This window comes from Flavobacterium sp. Arc3 (assembly GCF_041431375.1).
In the GTDB taxonomy this organism is placed as follows: Bacteria; Bacteroidota; Bacteroidia; order Flavobacteriales; family Flavobacteriaceae; genus Flavobacterium.
This window is the reverse complement of record NZ_JASMRI010000008.1, coordinates 59,431-82,011: the sequence shown is the minus strand read 5'-3', so window position 1 is coordinate 82,011 and position 22,581 is coordinate 59,431. Positions and strand designations below refer to the sequence as shown.

Annotated in this window: 26 protein-coding genes; all 26 read left to right on the top strand. The window is 32.6% G+C overall.

Going from position 1 to position 22,581, the window contains the following annotated elements:
• Nucleotides 1-133: 133 nt before the first annotated feature.
• The 26 genes from QO200_RS07570 (at nt 134) to QO200_RS07445 (ending at nt 22,547) form a co-directional block, all read left to right on the top strand.
• The gene (locus tag QO200_RS07570; protein ID WP_371538396.1) at nt 134-2,542 is read left to right on the top strand and encodes a thiamine pyrophosphate-dependent enzyme; all 2,409 of its coding nucleotides are present in this window, start codon (nt 134-136) and stop codon (nt 2,540-2,542) included.
• 108 nt (nt 2,543-2,650) lie between these two features.
• On the top strand, nt 2,651-2,920 hold the full coding sequence (locus tag QO200_RS07565; protein ID WP_371538394.1) for a hypothetical protein: 270 nt from the start codon (nt 2,651-2,653) through the stop codon (nt 2,918-2,920).
• Between the two features lie 96 nt (nt 2,921-3,016).
• Entirely contained in the window at nt 3,017-3,697 is a 681-nt protein-coding gene (locus QO200_RS07560; RefSeq protein ID WP_371538392.1) for a peptidoglycan DD-metalloendopeptidase family protein, read from the top strand.
• Between the two features lie 2 nt (nt 3,698-3,699).
• Nucleotides 3,700-4,212, top strand: a complete 513-nt coding sequence (locus tag QO200_RS07555; RefSeq protein ID WP_371538390.1) for a hypothetical protein — start codon at nt 3,700-3,702, stop codon at nt 4,210-4,212.
• A gap of 165 nt (nt 4,213-4,377) precedes the next feature.
• Nucleotides 4,378-4,575 (top strand): hypothetical protein, encoded by a 198-nt coding sequence (locus QO200_RS07550; RefSeq protein WP_371538388.1) that lies wholly within the window; start codon nt 4,378-4,380, stop codon nt 4,573-4,575.
• 384 nt (nt 4,576-4,959) lie between these two features.
• Complete coding sequence (locus QO200_RS07545; protein WP_371538386.1) at nt 4,960-5,253, top strand: putative quinol monooxygenase; 294 nt, start codon at nt 4,960-4,962, stop codon at nt 5,251-5,253.
• Nucleotides 5,254-5,433: 180 nt separating this feature from the next.
• Entirely contained in the window at nt 5,434-5,568 is a 135-nt protein-coding gene (locus QO200_RS07540) for a hypothetical protein (RefSeq protein ID WP_371538384.1), read from the top strand.
• Nucleotides 5,569-5,985: 417 nt separating this feature from the next.
• Nucleotides 5,986-7,350 carry an NAD-dependent succinate-semialdehyde dehydrogenase gene (locus QO200_RS07535; protein WP_371538382.1) on the top strand — a complete coding sequence of 455 codons (1,365 nt, stop codon included), beginning with the start codon at nt 5,986-5,988 and terminating at the stop codon, nt 7,348-7,350.
• Between the two features lie 109 nt (nt 7,351-7,459).
• Complete coding sequence (locus QO200_RS07530; RefSeq protein WP_371538380.1) at nt 7,460-8,458, top strand: NADP-dependent oxidoreductase; 999 nt, start codon at nt 7,460-7,462, stop codon at nt 8,456-8,458.
• A 336-nt stretch (nt 8,459-8,794) separates the two neighbouring features.
• Nucleotides 8,795-9,361 (top strand): helix-turn-helix domain-containing protein, encoded by a 567-nt coding sequence (locus QO200_RS07525; RefSeq protein WP_371538514.1) that lies wholly within the window; start codon nt 8,795-8,797, stop codon nt 9,359-9,361.
• Nucleotides 9,362-9,375: 14 nt separating this feature from the next.
• Entirely contained in the window at nt 9,376-12,729 is a 3,354-nt protein-coding gene (locus QO200_RS07520; RefSeq protein WP_371538378.1) for a PAS domain S-box protein, read from the top strand.
• Nucleotides 12,729-13,163, top strand: a complete 435-nt coding sequence (locus QO200_RS07515) for a response regulator (protein ID WP_371538376.1) — start codon at nt 12,729-12,731, stop codon at nt 13,161-13,163. Before QO200_RS07520 ends, QO200_RS07515 begins: the two co-directional genes overlap by 1 nt.
• Before the next feature lie 237 nt (nt 13,164-13,400).
• The gene (locus tag QO200_RS07510) at nt 13,401-14,204 is read left to right on the top strand and encodes an ice-binding protein (RefSeq protein ID WP_371538374.1); all 804 of its coding nucleotides are present in this window, start codon (nt 13,401-13,403) and stop codon (nt 14,202-14,204) included.
• A 178-nt stretch (nt 14,205-14,382) separates the two neighbouring features.
• A complete protein-coding gene (locus tag QO200_RS07505) occupies nt 14,383-14,550 on the top strand; it encodes a Thivi_2564 family membrane protein (RefSeq protein ID WP_371538372.1) in 168 nt (55 codons plus the stop codon).
• Nucleotides 14,551-14,609: 59 nt separating this feature from the next.
• On the top strand, nt 14,610-14,804 hold the full coding sequence (locus QO200_RS07500; RefSeq protein WP_074724241.1) for a hypothetical protein: 195 nt from the start codon (nt 14,610-14,612) through the stop codon (nt 14,802-14,804).
• A 194-nt stretch (nt 14,805-14,998) separates the two neighbouring features.
• Nucleotides 14,999-15,211, top strand: coding sequence for a hypothetical protein (locus QO200_RS07495; protein ID WP_371538370.1), 213 nt, complete (start codon nt 14,999-15,001; stop codon nt 15,209-15,211).
• Nucleotides 15,212-15,328: 117 nt separating this feature from the next.
• A complete protein-coding gene (locus QO200_RS07490) occupies nt 15,329-15,802 on the top strand; it encodes a Dps family protein (RefSeq protein ID WP_371538368.1) in 474 nt (157 codons plus the stop codon).
• A 117-nt stretch (nt 15,803-15,919) separates the two neighbouring features.
• A complete protein-coding gene (locus QO200_RS07485) occupies nt 15,920-16,363 on the top strand; it encodes a hypothetical protein (protein WP_371538366.1) in 444 nt (147 codons plus the stop codon).
• A 282-nt stretch (nt 16,364-16,645) separates the two neighbouring features.
• Nucleotides 16,646-17,557: a YihY/virulence factor BrkB family protein gene (locus tag QO200_RS07480; protein ID WP_371538364.1), complete on the top strand. Its 912-nt coding sequence runs from the start codon at nt 16,646-16,648 to the stop codon at nt 17,555-17,557.
• A gap of 258 nt (nt 17,558-17,815) precedes the next feature.
• Nucleotides 17,816-18,199, top strand: coding sequence for a hypothetical protein (locus QO200_RS07475; protein WP_371538362.1), 384 nt, complete (start codon nt 17,816-17,818; stop codon nt 18,197-18,199).
• A gap of 220 nt (nt 18,200-18,419) precedes the next feature.
• Entirely contained in the window at nt 18,420-18,869 is a 450-nt protein-coding gene (locus QO200_RS07470; RefSeq protein WP_371538360.1) for a DUF2383 domain-containing protein, read from the top strand.
• 93 nt (nt 18,870-18,962) lie between these two features.
• Nucleotides 18,963-19,721 carry an MlaE family ABC transporter permease gene (locus QO200_RS07465; protein WP_371538358.1) on the top strand — a complete coding sequence of 253 codons (759 nt, stop codon included), beginning with the start codon at nt 18,963-18,965 and terminating at the stop codon, nt 19,719-19,721.
• A 1-nt stretch (nt 19,722) separates the two neighbouring features.
• A complete protein-coding gene (locus QO200_RS07460; RefSeq protein WP_371538356.1) occupies nt 19,723-20,502 on the top strand; it encodes an ABC transporter ATP-binding protein in 780 nt (259 codons plus the stop codon).
• 23 nt (nt 20,503-20,525) lie between these two features.
• Entirely contained in the window at nt 20,526-21,263 is a 738-nt protein-coding gene (locus QO200_RS07455) for an MlaD family protein (RefSeq protein ID WP_371538354.1), read from the top strand.
• Nucleotides 21,264-21,521: 258 nt separating this feature from the next.
• Nucleotides 21,522-21,707 carry a hypothetical protein gene (locus tag QO200_RS07450; RefSeq protein ID WP_371538352.1) on the top strand — a complete coding sequence of 62 codons (186 nt, stop codon included), beginning with the start codon at nt 21,522-21,524 and terminating at the stop codon, nt 21,705-21,707.
• A gap of 207 nt (nt 21,708-21,914) precedes the next feature.
• Nucleotides 21,915-22,547, top strand: coding sequence for a porin family protein (locus tag QO200_RS07445; protein WP_371538350.1), 633 nt, complete (start codon nt 21,915-21,917; stop codon nt 22,545-22,547).
• The last annotated feature ends 34 nt before the right edge of the window (nt 22,548-22,581 follow it).

Genomic DNA, 22,581 nt, shown 5'->3' with positions numbered 1-22,581 from the left:
ATTCCGAATATCTAAATTATACATATGTTTATAGTGATTTAATTGATAATAATTAAATTATATTTCTTTCACTGTATTATGAAAATCGATAGATTTTAAGTAAATTTGTCTCATAAAGTGATACTTTCCAACTATGATAAAAGAAAAAACCAATACTACATTGACATTCGAAGACTTTAAAACCGAAGTGTTGAACGACTATAGAATCGCTATGATAAGTAGGGAATGTAGTCTATTAGGACGTAGAGAGGTGTTGACCGGAAAGGCAAAATTCGGAATTTTTGGTGATGGAAAGGAAGTGCCCCAATTAGCAATGGCTAAATTTTTCAAAAATGGTGATTTCCGTTCCGGATATTATCGTGACCAAACTTTTATGATGGCCATAGGTCAAATGACTGTTGAACAATTCTTTGCCGGACTATATGGTAATACAAATTTAGAAGAAGAGCCAATGTCTGCCGGTAGACAAATGGGCGGTCATTTTGTTACACACAGTTTAAATGACGACGGTTCATGGAAAGACTTAACAAAACAAAAAAACTCCAGTGCTGACATTTCTCCTACAGCAGGACAAATGCCTAGATTATTAGGACTTGCACAGGCATCAAAAATATACAGACAAGTTAAAGGAATACCCAACAAAGCAAATTTCTCAAATGAAGGAAATGAAGTGGCTTGGGGAACCATTGGAAATGCAAGTACTTCTGAAGGATTGTTTTTTGAAACCATTAATGCTGCAGGTGTTTTACAAGTACCTATGATAATAAGCGTTTGGGATGATGAATATGGTATTTCTGTTCATGCAAAACATCAGACTACTAAAGAGAACATTTCAGAAATTTTAAAAGGATATCAAAGAAACGAGACTGAAAAAGGGTACGAAATTCTGAGAGTAAAAGGATGGGATTATACTGATCTTATTGCTACCTATGAGAAAGCATCAGCGATTTCGCGAGAACAGCATGTTCCCGTACTAATACATGTAAGTGAGCTAACGCAACCTCAAGGACATTCTACCTCTGGATCACATGAAAGATACAAAGATGGAGACCGTCTAGCGTGGGAAAGAGATTTTGACTGCATCAGACAGATGAAATTATGGATGATTGCAATTAATATTGCCTCTACTGAAGAGTTAGCCGAGATAGATGCAAACGCTAAGAAAGAAGTTCTAGCAGGTAAAAAAGCCGCATGGAGTTCTTTTATTGAGCCTATTGTTGAAGAACAAAAAGAGTTGATTTTATTATTGCAAAAAATTGCAAATTCAAGTAATAATAAAGAAGGTATTCTAAAATATGCTTCCAGCTTAAAAAGTGTAAAAGACCCGATAAGAAAAGAAATTCTTGTTGCAGCACGTAAATCTTTGCGTCTTGTACTTAATGAGAACGGACAAGAGGAGCTATCAAACTGGATCACTTCGTATACTAAGATAAATCAAAAAAAATTCAGTAGTCATTTACATTCTGATTCTGCCTTAAATGTATTTTCCGCAAAAGAAGTTTTACCACAGTATGCTGAAGATTCAAATGAAGATACAGATGGCAGAATGATTTTACGTGATAATTTTGATGCTATTTTCACAAAATACCCAGAAGCACTAATCTTTGGAGAAGATGCAGGAGCAATTGGTGACGTTAATCAAGGCTTAGAAGGAATGCAAGAAAAATATGGTGCGCTCCGTGTTGCCGATGTTGGAATACGAGAAGCTACCATCATAGGACAAGGTATAGGAATGGCCTTAAGAGGTCTGCGCCCTATTGCCGAAATTCAGTATCTAGATTATCTATTGTACGCGATCCAAATCATGAGTGATGATTTAGCCACCCTACAATACAGAACAGTAGGGAAACAAAAAGCGCCACTAATCATCCGTACAAGAGGTCATCGTCTGGAAGGAATTTGGCATTCTGGTTCACCTATGGGAATGATTATCAACGCCATTAGAGGAATTCACGTGTTAGTTCCAAGAGATATGACAAAAGCAGCAGGTTTTTACAATTCACTATTGGAATGTGATGAACCAGCTTTAGTAATCGAATGTTTAAACGGATACCGCTTAAAAGAGAAAAAACCGCTTAATTATGGTGAGTTTAAGACTCCTATTGGTGTGGTTGAAACGATGAAAGAAGGTTCTGATATTACATTAGTTTCTTATGGTTCCACATTAAGATTAGTGGAACAAGCCGCACAAGAACTACTTGAAGTAGGTATTGACTGTGAAATTATAGATTTACAATCGTTGCTTCCATTTGACATTAATCATGATCTTGTAAAAAGTATTGCTAAAACAAATCGTTTGTTAGTAATTGATGAAGATGTTCCAGGAGGTGCATCTGCTTATATTTTACAACAAATTATTGACCAACAAGATGGCTATAACTATTTAGACAGCAAGCCACAAACCTTAACTTCAAAAGCACACAGACCTTCATATGGAACTGATGGTGACTATTTCTCTAAACCTTCTGCGGAAGATATTTACGAAAAAGTATATGCAATGATGAATGAGGTAAACCCTGCAAAGTATCCAAACTTATATTAAAAAAATAAAGTACTGGGAATATTTAACTGAATCGTAATTGGAACTGTTTCAGTAATAATAAAAACAGTATCTTGTCGACTAATTAGTTACAAACTAAAATATAAAAAAATGAAAAAAATATCAATGTTCATAGGCGTATTGTCTGTTATGGCAATCGTTTCTTGTAAAGAAAAAGAAGAAACTCCTGAAGTAGCTCCAGCAACCACAACTAATCAAACCATTGAAGTTACTACAGAAGCTCCTGTAGTAGAAGAAAAACAAGATGGAACTTCTATAAGTGTAGGTACGGACGGTGTTGATGTAAGTACTAAAAACGGAGAAAACAAAACCAACGTAAACGTTTCTGGAGGTACTGCAAAAGTTGAAGTTAAAAAATAATCTCGTTTTTTAAAATTAAAAATAATAAAGCCAATCTGAATTAGTTCAGTTGGCTTTTTTTATATTATTGAAATTAGAAACACAAAATAGCAAAAAATGACAAGTTTAGAAACCGTTTTAAGAAATGCCCAAAACGTCAAAGTAATCGCTGATTCTATTACTTTAAATCAATATGTCGCTTTGGATTTATCTGTTTTAAATTACAATCTACGTGAGCAATCGATGGCTGATTCAGCTGATTTTGAAAAATATATAGAAAATTATCTGACTTCAAACAATTCAAAAGTGGCGTATGGAGGGTATAATGAAGAAAGGAATCTTTATAAGCGAAGTACTATTTTTAAAGATATTGAGACAGAGGAAAGAAATATGCACATTGGCCTAGATCTATGGATAAAAGCGGGAACTCCTATCTTAGCAGCGCTTGAGGGTAAAATTCATAGTTTCAATTTCAATGCTGGTTTTGGTGATTATGGTCCAACTATCATTTTAGAACACCATATCGAAAATCAAACATTTTATACTTTATACGGACATTTGTCGTTAGATAGTCTTGATAACCTTGCAGTTGGCACAGTTTATAAAAAAGGACAACAAATAGGCCTTTTGGGAGATGCAGCGGTAAACGGCGATTACTCACCGCATTTACATTTTCAGATTATAGATAACATAGGGGCTAATTCTGGTGATTACCCTGGTGTTTGCACAAAAAGTGATTTGGATTTTTATCTAAACAATTGCCCTGACCCTAACTTATTACTAAAAATAACATCTTGAAAATGAAAAAAATTATCCTACTGTTCAGTTTAATTGTACTTATTGGATGTAAGTCAAAAAAACCGGATACAACAACTGAGGCAATACCAGAAGTAGTAACATTCGTGCGATTAACCACCACCGAAGTTGACGCTAATCTAAAGACTAAAGCCTATCAGTTAGGCAAACGAATTTTAATGACTTGTAACACTTCTAAGTTTAAGCCTTTTAATAAAAGTGAAGCAACAAGATCTGTAATCGACAATATTACAGAGGAAAAGCTATCAAAAACATGTGCTAAATTTAGACAGCGATATGGTGATTTTAAAGACCTTAAATTAATGCAAATCTATAAAGACAACGAAACTAGAACAACTATTTTTCGTTATAAAGCACTCTATACAAAGGCGGTGGCCAATAAAGAACTTCGTGTTTACATGAACGATCAAAGTCAAGTGTCAGCAATAAAGTCAATGGATTGGTCTGATACTTTCGAAAGAAAATTATTCAGAAATACAGATACCGATACAGAATAACTTTATATGATTTGCTTTTCAACAGTAATCCAAATAGAAAATGACTTAATTTCATTTTCTATTTGGATTTTTTGTTTTCAGTTCAAAGCTAGTAATACGGTCGACACTCCTTCCCTATCCCTGTCGTTTTAACATAGTATCAAAGGTTAGCACATACCTAAGAAAATGACATACAGTATCAACACATTTATTAATTATCTCAAATCACAGTATCTGTTTCTACTTATTTTAACACCACCAGAATTAATGTCTATTCAAATAACAAACCCTACTACGAACAAAATATTAAAACCCTTCGATGAAATGACTGACGAACAAGTTCAAGCCACAATCGAAAAGTCTAATGGCTTTTTTAAAGGATAGAACAAAACTTCTTATGATGATCGAGCAAAAGTATTGCATAAAGTAGCCGATATTTTACGCAAAAAGAAAAAGTTAGTTCATCGAGCTAATCAACCTTGAAATCGGGAAATTTTTAGCCTAAGCGGAATAAGATGGCAATCTACGTTATTATATATTAGATTACTAAGTCGATAAAGCTGAGGTCTTTCTTGCCGATAAAAACGTAAACCCTAAATCTGGTGAGGCGTCTATAAGAGCCAGCCTTCCAGCGTTTCCCTTTATTGTTATGATTTCTGATTCTGCTAAAAGTACTATACTGTTAAATTTTAGGTTGAACAATAGTTAAACTATACAAACCTAAAAACTAATAGCACTACTTTTATTACTTAAATAAAATTTATCATCATGGAAAAATATGCTTTATTAGCACGATTAGAAGCTAAAGTAGGAAAAGAAGACGAAGTTGCTGCATTTTTAAAAAGTGCTTTACCATTAGTACTGGACGAGCCAGACACTGTAAATTGGTACGGATTACAAATAGGGCCATCAACCTTTGGGATTTTTGATACTTTTGAAACTGAAGAAGGTAGAAAAGCGCATCTTGCAGGTAAAATTGCAGAAGCTTTAATGGCAAACGCAGGAACATTACTTTCTAAAGATCCTGTAATTGAATTAGTAGATTTAATAGCCGTTAAATAATCAGAAAGTACTCAGTCAACTTTTAAGTTGCTCGATATAGTCTGAAAGTAATTTATATCGAAATTTAATCTCAATAAAAAACAAATTTTACTTTTTGAAGCCAACATAAATATTTTATGTTGGCTTTAATTTTTTTATTTTAGTATTTTAATTAAGACACGGTACATTATCATTTTAGAAATGAAATTACATAATACTTCAAATGTTGCTGTAATTCTAGAAAGCATCTCTGAGAATAAATACATACCACTGGATCTATCGGTTACAAATAAATCATTGGAAAAAAAATATCGTGGCAATACTATTGATTTCTAAAATTTCATAGAAAAGCAATTATAATGAAACAAATAATCCTCTTACTAAGTTTAATTGTCCTTCCCTATTTTTATCGTTTTAACATAATAACTGAATATAAGATAAGAACCAATTAACTGATAAATAGAACCATACACTCATTACTGCCTTAAAATACATACAATAAATACTTACGTGTTAAAATTTATGAATTAATTAGTAGTACTGTCTTATTCTTTTAACATTTAGTTGCGACAAATCGATTGGGTTTCTTATTAATTTTATAAAACAAACTTTAATCTGCATAAAAGTTGTTTAAAAAATGTCGAAATAGATACTGTAGTTCTAAATATCTGAAATCACAGTATCTATTTCCACTCATTTTAACACCCTAAAAAGCAAGATTAAATCTATTTAAAATTAATTAAAAATAAATTTATGTCTATTCAAACAACAAACCCCACCACAAACAAAGTAGTAAAATCATTCGATGAAATGACTGACGAACAAGTTGAAGCCGCAATCGAAAAGTCTAATGACTTTTTTCAAGAATGGAAGAAAACTTCTTATCACGAACGAGCAAAAGTGTTGCATAAAGTAGCCGATCTGATGCGTAAAGGAAAAAGCGATTTAGCCGACTTAATCACCCTTGAAATGGGAAAAATAAAAGCACAAGCGGAATGGGAAGTTGATCTAAGTGCAGACATATTGGATTACTACGCTAATAATGGTGCTGCATTTCTTGCCGATAAAAAATTAAACCCTGAATCTGGCGAAGCGTTTGTTCGCAGTAGCCCTATAGGTGTTCTCTTTGGTGTTATGCCTTGGAACTTTCCCTTTTATCAGATCATACGATTTGCTGCGCCAAATATCATGGTAGGGAATACCATTTTATTAAAACATGCATCAATAGTGCCTCAATGCGGTATTGCAATTGAAGAATTATTTAAAGAAGCAAAAGCGCCAGAAGGATTATACACTAATTTATTGATTTCAGGTAAACGAAGTACAGCTTTAGTTAGCGATGAAAGAATCAAAGGAGTATCGCTAACGGGTAGTGAAGGTGCAGGTTCTAGTATTGCAGAAGCTGCAGGTAAACATTTAAAAAAATCAGTCCTTGAATTAGGTGGTAGCGATCCGTTTATAATTCTTGAAGATGCTGATATAGATACCGTTGTTGAAATGGCTATTGCAGGAAGATTTAGCAATACCGGACAGAGTTGTGTAGCTTCAAAAAGATTTATTGCCGTAGCAGCTATAGCTGACGAGTTTTTAGAAAAGTTTGCCAAAAAAGTTGCCTCACTTAAAGTAGGCGATCCTATGGATCCAAATACAGAGGTTGGACCGCTAAGTAGCGAAGAAGCTTTAGTCAATATATTAGATCAGGTGAAACGATTTGAAAAAGCAGGTGCCAAAGTTCTAGTAGGCGGTAAAAGGGCCTTTGAAACCGGTGCTTTTATGCAACCTACCATTTTAACTAATCTAAAACGTGGAGTACCTACTTTTCAGGAAGAATTATTTGGTCCCGTAGCCTCTTTTTACAAAGTCGAAAATGAACAAGAAGCTATAGACCTTGCAAATGACTCGCCTTTTGGCTTAGGGGGATCTATCTTTACAAAAGACATAAAACGAGCCATACGATTAGCTGATTTGATCGAAAGCGGAATGGTTTTCATCAATCAACCCACAGGAACACAACCAGACTTGCCCTTTGGAGGAACTAAAGGTTCAGGTTACGGACGTGAATTATCTGAACAAGGAATTCATGAGTTTGTAAACAAAAAACTAATTAGAGTAAGCTAAAACTATATAGATGTATAAAGAAGCACTTATTTTTAAAATAGGGAAATGATTATTTTGTTTTAAAAATAAGTGCTTTTAATATCTGTTTAACAATTAAAATAAAAGAATTATGACTACAAAGCAAATTATATTACAATCACGACCTTCTGGCGCACCCACGCTAAAGAATTTCAAACTTGAAAATACCACATTAGATCAGTTACAGCCAGGGGAAGTGCTGTTAAAAGGACTGTATTACTCGGTCGACCCCTATATGCGTGGCCGAATGAATGATGCCAAATCTTATGTGGAACCCTTTAAGATTAACGAACCTCTCGACGGCGGTGTTGTTGCTACGATTGTAGAAAGTAAATCAGATAATTTTAAAGTTGGTGATACCGTAGTAGGAAGATTTCCGTGGAAAGAAACGTTTGTATCAAAAGATGATGTCCTACAAAAAGTAGATACCAATGTACCCGAGCTGAGTTATTACTTAAGTATTTTAGGTATGACTGGTTTAACGGCTTATTTTGGACTAATGGATATATGTAAACCAAAAGCAGGTGAAACTGTTGTTGTGTCCGGTGCAGCCGGAGCCGTAGGAATGGTTGTAGGACAAATTGCTAAATTACAAGGCTGCCACGTGGTAGGGATTGCAGGTACAGATGAAAAAGCAAAAACATTAATTGAAGACTTTGGCTTTGACCAAGTAATTAATTATAAGACTACCAAAGATATTTACAAATCAGTAAAAGAGGCCTGCCCAAAAGGTGTCGATGTCTATTTTGATAATGTAGGTGGAGAGATTTCTGATGCTGTAATTAGTGCCATTAATTTTCATGCCCGTATTGCATTATGCGGACAGATATCCTTATACAATAGCGAAGAAACACCCATGGGCCCTAGACTACAACCTATGTTACTAACAAGAAGTGTTTTAATGCAAGGGTTTATAGTAAGTAATTACCAAGATAGATTTCCTGAAGGAATGAAGCAATTATCAAGTTGGGTTCAAGAAGGAAAATTAAAATTCACACAGACAGTTGTAGATGGGTTTGATCAATTACCAACTGCATTACTCGGTTTATTTGAAGGTTCTAACACTGGAAAAATGATTGTTAAAGCTTAAATTATAAAGTACAAAAGAATGAAAAAAGCCGTTAGCTGTATTAATTTAATACTGCTAACGGCTTTTGTATTTTGCTGTTTTAAATCTTTAAATTTTAACACCTAACGCTAGCTAATCGAAAAAATCACATTAACACCAGAAATAGATACGGAAATCTTAATTTAAAAATAGCTAGCCACTATCTCTAATTATTACCTATTTTTGCTGCAAAAAAGTCGAAATAATCTGTAAATTATACAACTAATCTATAAATTATGTAATTCTTTTCTGCGAAAAAAATGCAAATTTTACACAATCAGTTAAAAAATAAATAATTTGAAGCTATATATCAAATACATGGTCAGCAATCGCTGTAAACTAGCAGTTAAAGAGGAATTAAAAAAACTTGGATTGCATTTTATTCTTGTTGATTTAGGGGAAGTAGATGTCATGGAAAACATTTCTATGGCGCAGAGAGAACTTCTTAAAGCAGGGTTACTTAGTGCTGGATTTGAGCTAATGGATGATAAAAAATCTATGCTGATCGAAAAAATTAAAAATGTAATTATCCAAATGGTTCACCATTCAGATGAAGTTATTAAAGTAAATTTCTCTATTTATTTAAGTGAAAAGCTGAATCACGATTATACTTATTTATCCAACCTATTCTCTGAAGTGCAAGGAACCACGATTGAGCATTTTATCATTTCTCATAAAACAGAACGGGTGAAGGAACTGATTATATATGGTGAACACAATATCACTGAAATTGCCTGGAAAATGGGATATAGTAGTGTAGCGCATTTATCAAGTCAATTTAAAAAAGTAACAGGTCTCTCCCCTTCTCACTTTAAAAATTTGAAAGATAAAAGACGATCTCCTCTTGAGGAAGTTGGTATTAAAAATCAAAGTAATCTCAATTAAGTTTTAATACCATCATGAAATTAATTTCAGAAAAAAGATTTCAACTTTATTATATCCTAGTAGCGATTATATTGACTACTGTTTTAGGTGTTTTCTATTTCAATAACCTAAAAGTAAAGTCAAGCAGCGATTCTGCAGAACATGCTCAGGAGATATTACGCAAAAACGATAATGTTCTTTTAGACATTCTTGATATCGAGACTGGAGTAAGAGGCTATATTATCTCTGAAAACGACATTTACTTAGATACGTTCAATAATGCTGTAAAAGCAATGAACAAAAATCTTTCGGTTTTGTCAGAGCTAACCCGCGACAACACACACCAAAACATTCAGGTAGATTCTTTAAAAATCATGACCTCCAAAAAATTGGTCTTATTACAAAAAATTATAGATGACAGACCATATGAGTTATTGGATGAAAATGAAAAGGTTGCTATTCTAAAGGATGGTAAAGTTATTACTGATGTAATTAAGAATATCATTTCTAAAATTAATGTTGAAGAATACAATGCTCTTAAATTAAGAAAAACAGAAAATGAAAATAGTATTCAATATTCGGAAATACTATTCTTCTTACTCTTGATTTTGATTTTTGTTATTTTTACACTTGTCTTTATTATTGTTAAAAGTTTAAAAGTCAGAAATGACGAATTAGAACTATTTACTGCCTCACAAAAATTACTTTCTAATTATTCCCTTAGTCTTATCGAGGCAAGTCTAGACCCGCTAATCACGATCAATATTGATGGTAAGATTACCGATATGAATGAAGCAACAGTTAAAATCACTGGTATTAAACGCGAAGAGTTGATAGGATCTGATTTCTTTAATTATTTCACACATCCTGATATGGCACGTGAAGTATATGAGGAAGTATTTTCAAAAGGTTTTGTAATTGACTCTCCTCTTACCCTTTGTCACAAAGACGGAAAATTAACCGATGTGTTATTTAATGGATCTGTTTATAAAAATGATGTAGGAAACGTATTAGGAGTTGTAATAGTTGCCCGTGATGTAACAAAACAAAAGCAAGCAGCTTTGTATACACGAAGTATACTCGAAGCAAGTCTTGACCCTCTAGTTACTATTAATGCCGAAGGGCAGATCACCGATGTAAATCATGCATTAATAGCGGTCACCGGTATTCAACGTGAAAATTTAATAGGAACAGATTTTTCGCTTTACTTTACAGAGCCTGAAAAAGCGAGACAAGCTTATATTCAAGTTTTTGAACAAAGTTTTGTTTCTGATTACGCTTTGACGATAAAACATTTAAATGGGAAATTAACAGATGTATTATACAATGCGTCCGTCTATAAAGATGATAAAGGAGAAGTACTAGGCGTATTTGCTGCCGCAAGAGATGTGACAGCCCAAAAATTAAGCTCTAATTATTCGTTAAGCCTTATTGAGGCAAGTCTTGATCCATTGGTTACTATTAGTATCGAAGGAAAAATCACCGATATGAACGAAGCAACTATCAAAATTACAGGTATGGAGCGAGAGCTTCTTACCGGTTCTGATTTCTTTGATTATTTCACAGAGCCGCAAATGGCGAGAGAAGTATATCAGGAAGTATTTGCAAAAGGATCTGTTGCTGACTCTCCGCTTACACTTCGTCATAAAAACGGTAAACTGACAGACGTCTTATTCAATGGATCAGTTTATAAAGATGATCAAGGGAATGTACTTGGTGCTGTTGTTGTTGCAAGAGATATCACAGACCAAAAAAGGATTGAAACGGAACTGATAGAGGCTAAAGTCTTTGCTGAACTTGCCACAGGAATTGCTGAAGAAGAAAAACGAAATGCTGAAAATGCAGCTTTAATTGCTGAAAATGCCGTAAAAGCAAAACAGCAATTTTTATCCAATATGAGTCACGAAATACGTACGCCGATGAATGCCATTATAGGCTTCACAAAGGTTGTACTGAAAACTGATTTGACTGCCAAACAAAAAGAATACCTCGATGCTATTAAAATGAGTGGTGATGCGCTTATTGTACTTATAAATGACATTCTGGATTTAGCAAAAGTAGATGCTGGGAAGATGTCCTTTGAAAAAATACCTTTTAAAGTGAAGTCGTCCATTTCATCAATGCTTCATTTATTCGAAACAAAAATTCAAGAGAAAAATCTAAAATTAGTTAAAGAATACGACCCTAACATACCGGCAGTCATAGTGGGAGACCCGATTCGATTACATCAAATTATTTTAAATCTAGTTAGTAATGCCGTCAAGTTTACATCTACAGGAAAAATTACGGTTAACGTACGTTTAATTGACGAAGATTTAGAAAATGTTACGATTGAGTTTGCAGTCACCGATACCGGTATTGGAATTCCAGAAGAAAAAATAGCATCTATATTTGATAACTTTCAACAAGCTTCAAGCGGGACGTCTAGAATCTATGGTGGAACTGGACTAGGGCTTGCAATTGTTAAACAATTAGTGGAACCTCAAGGAGGTAGTATTAATGTGATTAGTAAAGTTGGTGAAGGAACTACTTTTAGTTTTAGATTGAATTTCCAAAAGACAACGGCTGATGCAGAAATCGAAACCGAAATACTTGAAGTAGACAAGCAGAAAAAAAACATTAAAGTTTTAGTAGTTGAGGACATTGCGTTGAATCAATTATTAATGAAAACACTTTTGGATGATTTTGGATTCGAACGTGATATTGCCGAAAACGGAAAAATAGCGGTTGATAAACTTCAAAATAATTCTTATGATATAATTTTAATGGATCTTCAAATGCCTGAAATGAATGGATTTGAGGCGACAGAATACATCAGAAAAACAATGAATTCTGATATTCCTATTATTGCCTTAACAGCTGATGTTACTACGGTAGACCTAGCTAAATGTAAGGCTGTAGGAATGAATGATTACATTGCAAAACCTGTTGACGAACGATTATTATATAGCAAAATTGTAAGTATTGTTAGGAAGTCATCTATTAAAAAAGAAAAAGAAATTAAAAAAATCATAGTGCACAAAACTCAAAAACATATTGATTTAAGCTATCTAGAGACTCGCACTAAATCTAATCCTAAATTGATGATGGAGATGATTGATGCATATATCAAACAAACACTTCCATTGGTCACTGTACTGGAAGAAAGCTTGTTAAGCAATGATTGGGAATTACTTCGGGCCTCAGCCCACAAAATGATTCCTTCCTTTTCCATAATGGGTATTAACTCAGAATTTGAAGACATGGCTAAAAAAATACAGAATTACACAGGTAATTTAGGAGATCAAAAAGAAGAAATAAATGACTTGGTTTTGCAACTTTCAACGGTTTGCAATCAAGCTTGTGAAGAATTAGAAATAGAATTTAATAATATAAAAAACAAAAACTGATGAAAAACGAAGAAAAAATAAAACTATTTTTAGTAGATGACGATGCCGTTTTTCTAAAGTCACTAGAAATCGAATTTATTCAACATACCGATTTTATTGTGGAAACGTATGCAACTGGGGAACTTTGTCTAGCAAATTTAGACAAAAAACCAGATGTAATAATCCTTGATTATCATTTGGATGGAATTGATAAAACTGCAATGAACGGAATTGAAACCTTAGACAAAATTAAAGAGTTTAATCCCGATATTCCAGTGGTAATGCTATCATCTCAAGATAAAATTGATGTAGCCATTAGTTGTATGCACCACAAAGCTTTTGATTATGTGGTAAAAAGCGAAACTTCTTTCTTACGACTTCAAAAAAACATTACTGCTTATTTTCATTTTGAAAGAATTGAAAAAGAACTAAGTTGGTATATGGCTAGAATGTAATGATGTTATTTATAGATCCGACAACTTAAAAGTACACATTATAAAATAGCTAAGCCTGTCAAATGAGAGGCTTAGCTATTTTATACCTTAACCTAAAAAAGCACATTTTCTCAAATTATGCGAATTGTATAATGTTTAAACATGCTTACATAACTTCTTTGATAATAATATCATCACATTTGGCTAGTGATAATTAATTCACATTTTAAACCCAAATTCATGAAATTATTATAAGTAATGCCAATTGTAGCGATGCTATTGGTTGGAGTGCTATCAAGCTGCAGTGCAGATACGGATTCTGCAGAACCTGTGGTAGCAAATTCTTCCTATGAAACCACTACTTTGACATCTGCCAAACAATCCCTTGCTGCAGAGTCAACAATTTCAGAATTAAAAGGTGTAAATCTTGGCTTTGCTGAGAATTTCGTAATTCTTTCTAAAACAGGAATTACTGATGTTTATAAATCTGACGTTACAGGAGATGTGGGAGCAAGTCCTATTACAGGCGCTGCCATTCTATTAAAATGCTATGAAGTGACTGGTACAATATACACCGTAGATGCCGCAGGTCCACTCCCATTTAGAGTGACAAATGCCACGCGCCTAACAACTGCCGTGGGTGACATGCAAACTGCCTATACGGATGCAGCGCGACGTTCTAATCCTGATTTTCTAAATTTAGGAGCCGGAAGTATTGGAGGAAAAACGCTTACTCCAGGACTTTATACTTGGACAAGTGATCTTTTGATTCCAAAAGACATTACAATTTCTGGTAGCCCAACTGATGTATGGATATTCCAGGTTGCCGGAAACCTTAGTATGAGTGCGGCAGTGAGAATTACTTTAGCTGGAGGTGCACAAGCTAAAAATATTTTTTGGCAAACTGCTGGTGTAGTGACACTAGGAACAACAAGCCATTTTGAAGGAAATATATTAAGCCAAACTGGTATCAATTTAAAAACTGGAGCTTCCATTAACGGAAGAATGATGGCACAAACTGCAGTAACACTTGAAATGAATACCGTTACACAACCACAATAAAAATTTAAGATTACTAAAAAAAGCACCGTATGTCTAATGGCAAATCGTGCTTTTTTTTAAAACTTCTAATTTTATCCAACAAAATCTGTGAATGATGAAACTTTTCCTTCAAATTGTATAAAATATACTGCCTATAAGTGGGTTACCTTTGATTATAATATAATTACAAGTTATCATCATGTCATTAATTAGCATATTGTTAGTTTTAATTGTTATTGGAGCTGTTCTTTGGCTGATCAATACTTATGTTCCTATGGATACCACAATAAAAAATATATTCAATTCATTAATTGTAATTGTGACTATCATATGGATACTTAATGCTTTTGGGCTTTTCAGTTCATAAATCAATGTTTATCGTCAAAAAACAAAATAATCAAATTTATAAATCTAAAAAATAAAATTATGAATCTTAAAAGAATCTTTGGGGCATTACTTACAGCTCTTGGTATCGGAGCGTTAATCTATGCTGCCGTATTGTTTATGAATACTTCAGGCGGTAATCAAGATATTAAAGCTTTGATAATCTACGGAATATTAGGACTAATATTCTTTACATCTGGAATAAGTTTAGTTAGAACAACAAAAGATGAATCTTAGATCATAACACTAGTTAGCAAAGCATTGTTTATTTTCAAAATGAATCAGTTGCGATTCCGTTATTCATAATCAGGTGCTGTGCAATTTAAAATTAAATACAATTTGATATTTGATTTTTTAATACATACAAATGTATCTGTTGGTATTTTAAAAAATGCCAATTATCAAATATTAACTTTAAAAACTTAAAATCCATGAATGCAAAAAATATAGGAATCTTATTAATAGTTATTGGAGCCATAATGGTATTTTATACTGGATTTAATTATGTTACCACAGAAAAAGTTGTAGATATAGGCCCGATAGAAATAAACAAACAAGAAAACCATCCAGTACAATGGTCGCCAATCGTTGGTGTAGTACTAATCATGGGAGGTGTTGTCCTTGTCGTAAAAGATAAAAAATAATTAATTTAAATTCTAAATCAGCTTACAAATTTTATTACTAGGTGATAGTAATTAAAATTTAAAAATGGCTACTGATTTAGTTCACTATTCATACTTAAAATATAAAAATTTAACATTATGAAACCACAAATTGGAATTACAGAAAAAAATTTAGCAAATAGCGTTACACTACTATCATCCGTTTTAGCAGATGCAATGACTTTGTATATTAAGACGAGAAAATTTCACTGGAACGTTTCTGGAGAAAGTTTCATGGAAATACATAAATTGTTTGAAGACCAATACAAACAATTAGAAGAAAGTGTAGATGAAATTGCAGAACGCATCAACAAACTTGGAGGAAAAACAATAGGGACAATGGAAGAGTTTTCTAAACTTACCAATCTAAAGGAATCCCCAAATAAGTACCCCGCTAAAAAAGAAATGTTGACTGAATTATTAAATGATCATGAAACAGTAATTGTTGCACTACGTAAAGGAATCGAAGTATCTGAAGATGAAAATGAAGATATTGGTACTGCTGATTTCCTAACGGGATTGTTACAAGAACACGAAACAATAGCCTGGATATTAAGAAGGTATTTAAGCTAGAAAACAAATCTTCACTCCTATTTATTCAAAACGAAAATCTTGTGAAATTCGTTTTAATTGGGAGTGAAGGTTCATTCTTTTTTATAAAACTTTATATAACAGATAATCCTTTTTACAATGAAAAAAAATACTTTTAATCGATTTACAAAGAGTTTAATTTTGGGTGTGTTTGCAATCATGCTAACAGCAACCTTTAGTTCTTGCTCTAAAAATATTGCCTTCCAAACTTCAACTATTGTTCCTGCCGCACGCGGTGAAGTGAAAATAACAAAAGATAATAATAAGAACTACGTAATCAACATTAAACTGGAGAACCTTGCAGAGGTAAAGAGACTAGAGTCATCTAAACAAGCCTATGTAGTATGGATGGAAACAGATGATTCAATGGTTAAAAATATTGGCCAGATAAAAAGTGATTCAAAATTTTTATCTTCAAAACTGAAAGCCAATTTTGAAACAGTTACTCCAATGAAACCCACAAAAATTTTCATAACTGCTGAGAAAGATCCAGCAGTGCAGTACCCTGATACAGAAATAATTATTAGTACAAGAAATTTTTAGTACTTTAAAAAAGTACAAATTAGTAGACATAAGATTAAAATGGTTGTTGCTCTTCTAAAGAAGATTACAAAAGCAGCAGAATTTCAGTAACTTTTTTTTGGTTTGGTTTGGTTAAAGGGTTGCAGTAAAATGCAACCCTTTTTTTGAACTAATTTTTTTTGTTTTTGAATAAAAAAATACTGTGTACTAAAAATGTGAATATTACAATTTATTTAAAAAGTTATATAACAATTCAAGTCATTGAAAAACTGACCTTTATTCCTTATAATAATTTTTATAAAAATGCAAAAAATACAATTTAAAACTAAGGATACAACCAAACTAATATCGACGACTTTCACTTCGTGGAATGACAAAGATCCGTTTAGACAAAGTGCTGTTATTGCATACTATGCCATTTTTAGCATACCAGGACTTTTAGTTTTAGTTATTTCGATTGCTGGTTATTTCTTTGGAAACGAAGTTGTAAATCGAAATATCTTAGAACAAATCTCTAGTACAATGGGATCACAAACATCGATCCAGATTAGTCAAATTCTTATTAAGTCTACTGAATCAAAATCTACAGTATGGGGATCGATAATAGGAGTTATTATTTTACTTGTTGGAGCAACAGGTGTATTTGTGGAGTTACAGAAATCGCTAAATTTAATTTGGAAAGTAGAAGTACTACCCTCGAAAGGAATTTTTACTATTCTAAAAGCTAGATTATTTTCATTTGGATTAATATTAGCAATCGCTTTTTTACTTCTGGTTTCATTGGTTGTCAGTACGGCACTATCCAGTATGGCAGATTGGATCAAAATATACTCGAATGATTCCACTGTTATCATTTTCAACGTATTAAACTTTTTATTTTCTTTTGCGGTAATATCGGTGCTTTTTGCACTAATGTTTAAAATTTTACCCGATGCCAAAATAAAATGGAAACATGTTTGGCTGGGTGCTATAGTGACCGGAATTCTATTTACCGTTGGTAAAACGATACTCGCCTTTTATTTCAGTACAGCAAATCCCGCATCAGTTTACGGAGTTGCAGGTTCAGTCATTTTAATTCTATTATGGGTTTCTTACTCATCGATGATTCTGTTTTTTGGTGCTGAATTTACTGCGGCCTATGCCAAATTTTACTCTGGCACCGTTCCTCCTACCGCAATTGCAAAAAAAGAATCAGTCAACAGCAAAAAAAATTAATTGCCTCTTTCTTATCTCCTTCTTTATATCATCTCCTTTTGATAGCAAATCATCATTCAATTAGCACTAATTAACTAATACTCGGCCAAATTTAACTTCGTCATAACTTTAATTTCCTGTAAGTTCAATATGTAAATTATGTAAGCTTTCTCAATAGTTGCGTAACATGATTTTACATTAAAAAACTGAATTTTAACGTATTACGAACAAAAGGTTTCTATAAAAATTTTTTAGATTTTCCTTAAACAATTAAATACCATGAAAAGAGTAAAAAAATTAGGAGTATGGATGGATCATTCTATTGCATATTTAATGGAGTTCACTAACAATCCCTTTGAAATTAAAACAATTGAATCTCAATTTATTGAAGGCAAAAACGAACTTATTCTATCACAAAAAACCGATTTATCAATAAATACGGATCAACATCTTTTATATGCCTATTATAACAAAATAGGAGAAGCAATTAAAAACTACAAACAAATTGTTCTTTTTGGGCCGGCGGATGCAAAAGTCGAATTATTTGATGTTTTAAGTGAAGACCATCGGTTTATGAAAATGAAAGTGGAGATAAAAGAAACTGAAAAAATGAGCGTAAATCAACAGCATGCTTTTATCAATAAATATTTTGCAGAAAATTAATACAGCAAATGATAAACGGAGTTTGCTTTCAAATAAAAAATTAGAATTAGTACTGTAAAATAGATTTTAAAACGGTGCTGTTGTTTCCTTTCACTCACTATTGAAAAAGTGTGAAAAATATAAATTTATGCAAAAATTATACAACAGTAATTTTTGACAGACTAAATACATTTACACTATGAGAACTGCGATACTACTTTAATTTTAAAATTAGAATATTATGGATACAGAAAAATCGATTATAGTATTAAATTCATTTATTTCAATTAATAATGCCCGAATCCAAAGATATAAAGAGGCTGCAAAAGATACTGAAGAATCACATTTAAAAAAAGTATTTAGCAATTTTCAAGTAACAAGTGAAAAAATTAAAACTGAACTTAAAAAAGAAATTATAAAGTTAGGAGGAAATCCAGTAGAAAATCAAACCAATAAAAGATATTTCTACTCTATCTGGTTTAATCTTAAAAACATATTTGTTTATAAGGATCTCGATGACGTCATATATTCCAGTGAAAGAAATGAAACTATTGTAATACAGTCTTACTATGAAGCGATTTACAACAATTTTGAATCTCTTTCGACTAAGCAGCAAATAATGCTAAACGAACAATATTTATTAATAAATGTTGATTATGCTAAAATGAAGTCTTATAAAAGAGCTATTTAAATTATAACAAAAATTACTCTCAAGTTAAAACCTTCAATTATTAAACAAAACTACAGCAACTACTAATTATTAATCTATATAACACATGAAGCTTTGAACGTTTATCTAAAAAATATATTTACTGATGTAGGTAATGTAACATTATTTGCAACGAAGTTTTTTAAAGAGGTTTTTTCTCCTCCGTACGAATTCAAAGAATTCATGAAACAATGTTATATTATAGGGTATAAATCAATTCCCTTAGTAGCTATAACAGGTTTTATAATGGGATTAGTACTAACTCTTCAATCACGCCCTACCCTAGCTAAATTTGGAGCTGAGTCTTGGTTGCCAGGTATGGTAGCACTTTCACTTATTAGAGAAATTGCCCCCGTTATTACAGCTTTAATATGTGCTGGAAAAATTTCATCAGGAATAGGTGCTGAGCTGGGCTCCATGAAAGTAACAGAACAAATAGACGCCATGGAAGTAGCAGCAATTAATCCGTTCAAATACCTAGTAGTTACTCGAATTTTAGCGACAATGCTTATGGTTCCTCTTCTGGTAATATTTGCTGACGGGATTGGTATGCTTGGTGGGTACATTGGTATAAATATGCATGGAGATGTTAGTTTTTTTCGTTATATATCAAAGGTTTTTGATTCATTAGCATTCGTGGATATAATTCCAGCTACAATTAAAACATTCTTCTTTGGTTTCTTCATTGGAATGATTGGATGTTATAAAGGATTCAATGCTGAAAATGGAACCGCAAGTGTAGGTCAAGCAGCAAATTCAGCTGTAGTAACAGCATCCCTAACTATTTTCATTATCGATATGTTAGCCGTTCAATTAACTGATTTACTTTTTTAAAATGGAGCAAGAATCAACAACTACACTTCCTCAAGTAACAATGGAAGAAAAAGGACCCGTCATAGAAATTAAAGGACTTTTTAAAACCTTTGGTGCAAACAATCATGTTCTAAAAGGAGTAGATCTATCCCTAAATAAAGGAGAGGATCTAGTAATACTAGGTAGGTCTGGCTCTGGTAAATCAATAACTATAAAATGTATTGTAGGTCTAGTTCAACCTGACCAAGGAGAAATCAAGGTCTTTGGTCAAAATGTATTGAACTTAGCCACTCATAAGCTTAATGAAGTTCGAATTAGAATTGGTTTCTTATTTCAAAACTCTGCTTTATACGACTCTATGACTGTTAAACAAAACCTTGCATTTACCTTAAAACGTCATGCCTCTAGTTTAACAATCAAAGAAATCGAAAAAGAGATTAACACGGTATTAGAAAGTGTAGGTTTGGCTGAAGCCATAAATAAAATGCCCTCAGAATTATCAGGCGGAATGCAAAAAAGAATTGCTCTTGCCCGCACCTTAATATTAAAACCTGAGATTATTCTTTATGATGAACCTACTACCGGTCTTGATACAATTACATCAAGGGAAATAAGTGAGTTAATTTTAGACATTAAGAAAAAGAATAAGACATCGTCAATTATTATTACACATGATATGGCCTGTGCAAAACTTACTGCTGACCGCATTATGATTCTGAAAGACGGAGTAATCCATGCAGAGGGCAGTTATCAAGAATTAGAAGAGAGTGAAGACAAATGGGTTCGATCCTTTTTTATATAATTATTTAATTTAAGAAGTTAGTTATGAGCAGCAAATCAGGGAGCACTTGGAAATTAGGAATGTTTGTTATAATAGGATTAGTGGCTTTTACGTCCACAATCTATTTTGTTGGAAAGCAAAAAAACATGTTTGGCTCTACATTTAATTTAAATTCAAATTTCAAAAACGTTAGCGGATTAGAAATAGGAAATAATGTCCTTTTTTCCGGAATAAATGTAGGTACAGTAAGTGAAATACAATTAGTAACGGATACTTCAGTAGTAGTTCGGTTATTAATAAAAAAAGAAGTTCAAAAATTCATTAAAAGCGATGCTGTTGCCAGTATAGGGTCTGATGGGTTAATGGGAGATAAAGTCCTTACCATATCTCCAGGGACTAGTTCTAAGAGTATCGTAAAAGATAACGCGACCATAAAATCAATCCAAGCAATTGAAATGGATGAAATCATGAGAAGCGTTAAAGTGAGTATGGACAATGCCAGTATCATTACTAATGAGCTTGCTGAATTCACTTATAAAATGAACAATGGGAACGGTGCGTTATCAAAATTAATCACTGATGAAAAATTTGCAAATAGTATGACAAAAACCCTTACCAATCTCCAAACCGGGTCTAAGGGATTGAGTGACAATATGGAAGCGGCAAAACATAATTTTTTATTGAAAGGATATTTTAATAAAAAGAAAAAAGAAGAAGAAAAGAAACTTAAAGAGTTAGAAAAGGAAAAAGAATTGAAGGAAAAAGAACAAGAGAAAAAGTAAATCAATATAATTTAAAAAATTACTGAAGCGGGAGACTTGTCATAAAAGAAGAAGCTGAAAATTTTAATACACCTCAATCTTAAAAAAATTGAGGTGTTTTTTTATGCCATTTTTCTTCGGTTCTTTCGTATGAATTATCATAAATTATTTCTAAAATAAGTGAATCATATAAGTTCTTCTAAAAGTTATGTAACTTATTTTTAGTGATAACGTTCGACCTTTGTAAGGCACTGAATATCGAATATAAATTAGACTAAAATGCAAAAGAAAGATCTTAAAGAGACATGGGAAAAGCAAAAGGAACGTCTAAAACAAAAATTTGCCGCTTTGACTGACACAGACGTATTATTTCTCGAAGGCAAAAAAGAAGAGATGATGGTAAAACTTCAACTAAAACTTGGTAAAACAAGGCAGGAGTTAAACCAAATTATCAATGGCCTTTAAAGAGGTATTGAAGTAAATAAACGAATCGATTATTTACGTTCTTAAATAGCACTAATTAAAGCTATCTAGTTCTAATTCATTACATAATAAGTAGCTAACCGTAAATAATGTAACATTTATAAAAAGTTATATAAGAAATCCCCTCACGATGTAACCGATATTTGTAAAACAATATAGAAGCAAAAATTAAAATTAAAAACAGACAAAATGAAAAAAACAAAACAACTTACGTTAGCTGCTTTTTTGCTAACATGCTTTGCATTTAATGGAGCAAATGCACAAGATATAAAATCAAAAACTCCAGCATTTGGATTCAAAGGTGGTCTTAACTTTTCCAATCTTTACACTGATAACGTAGATGATAATAATATATTAACAGGTTTCAATGCAGGTTTGTATGCTAAATTCCCAATTACAAATTCTATTTCCATACAACCTGAAATCTCTTACACTACTAAAGGTGCGGAACTTACCTACGATAATGCTTTTGCAAAAGGAAAAGCAACTTTCAAAACAAACTATATTGAAGTTCCTGTACTATTAGTTTTCAATCTTACAGATGCTTTTAATGTACATGTGGGACCGTATGCAGCTTATATGGTAAGCGGTAAAACAACAAACGATTCAAACCTGTTTACCTCTGAAACTGAATTAGACACTAATGATTTTGAAAGGTTTGACGCTGGAATTTCAGGAGGTTTAGGCGTTGACTTAGAGACTGTAAACTTTGGAGTACGTTACAACTATGGTTTAACACATGTATTTAAAGAAGGAAGCTTTGCAGATCCAGATGCTAAAAACAGTGTGTTTAATGTATATGTTGGTCTTAGACTAAACTAAAAATAAAAAGAGGTTCTTACAGAGAATCACGGAT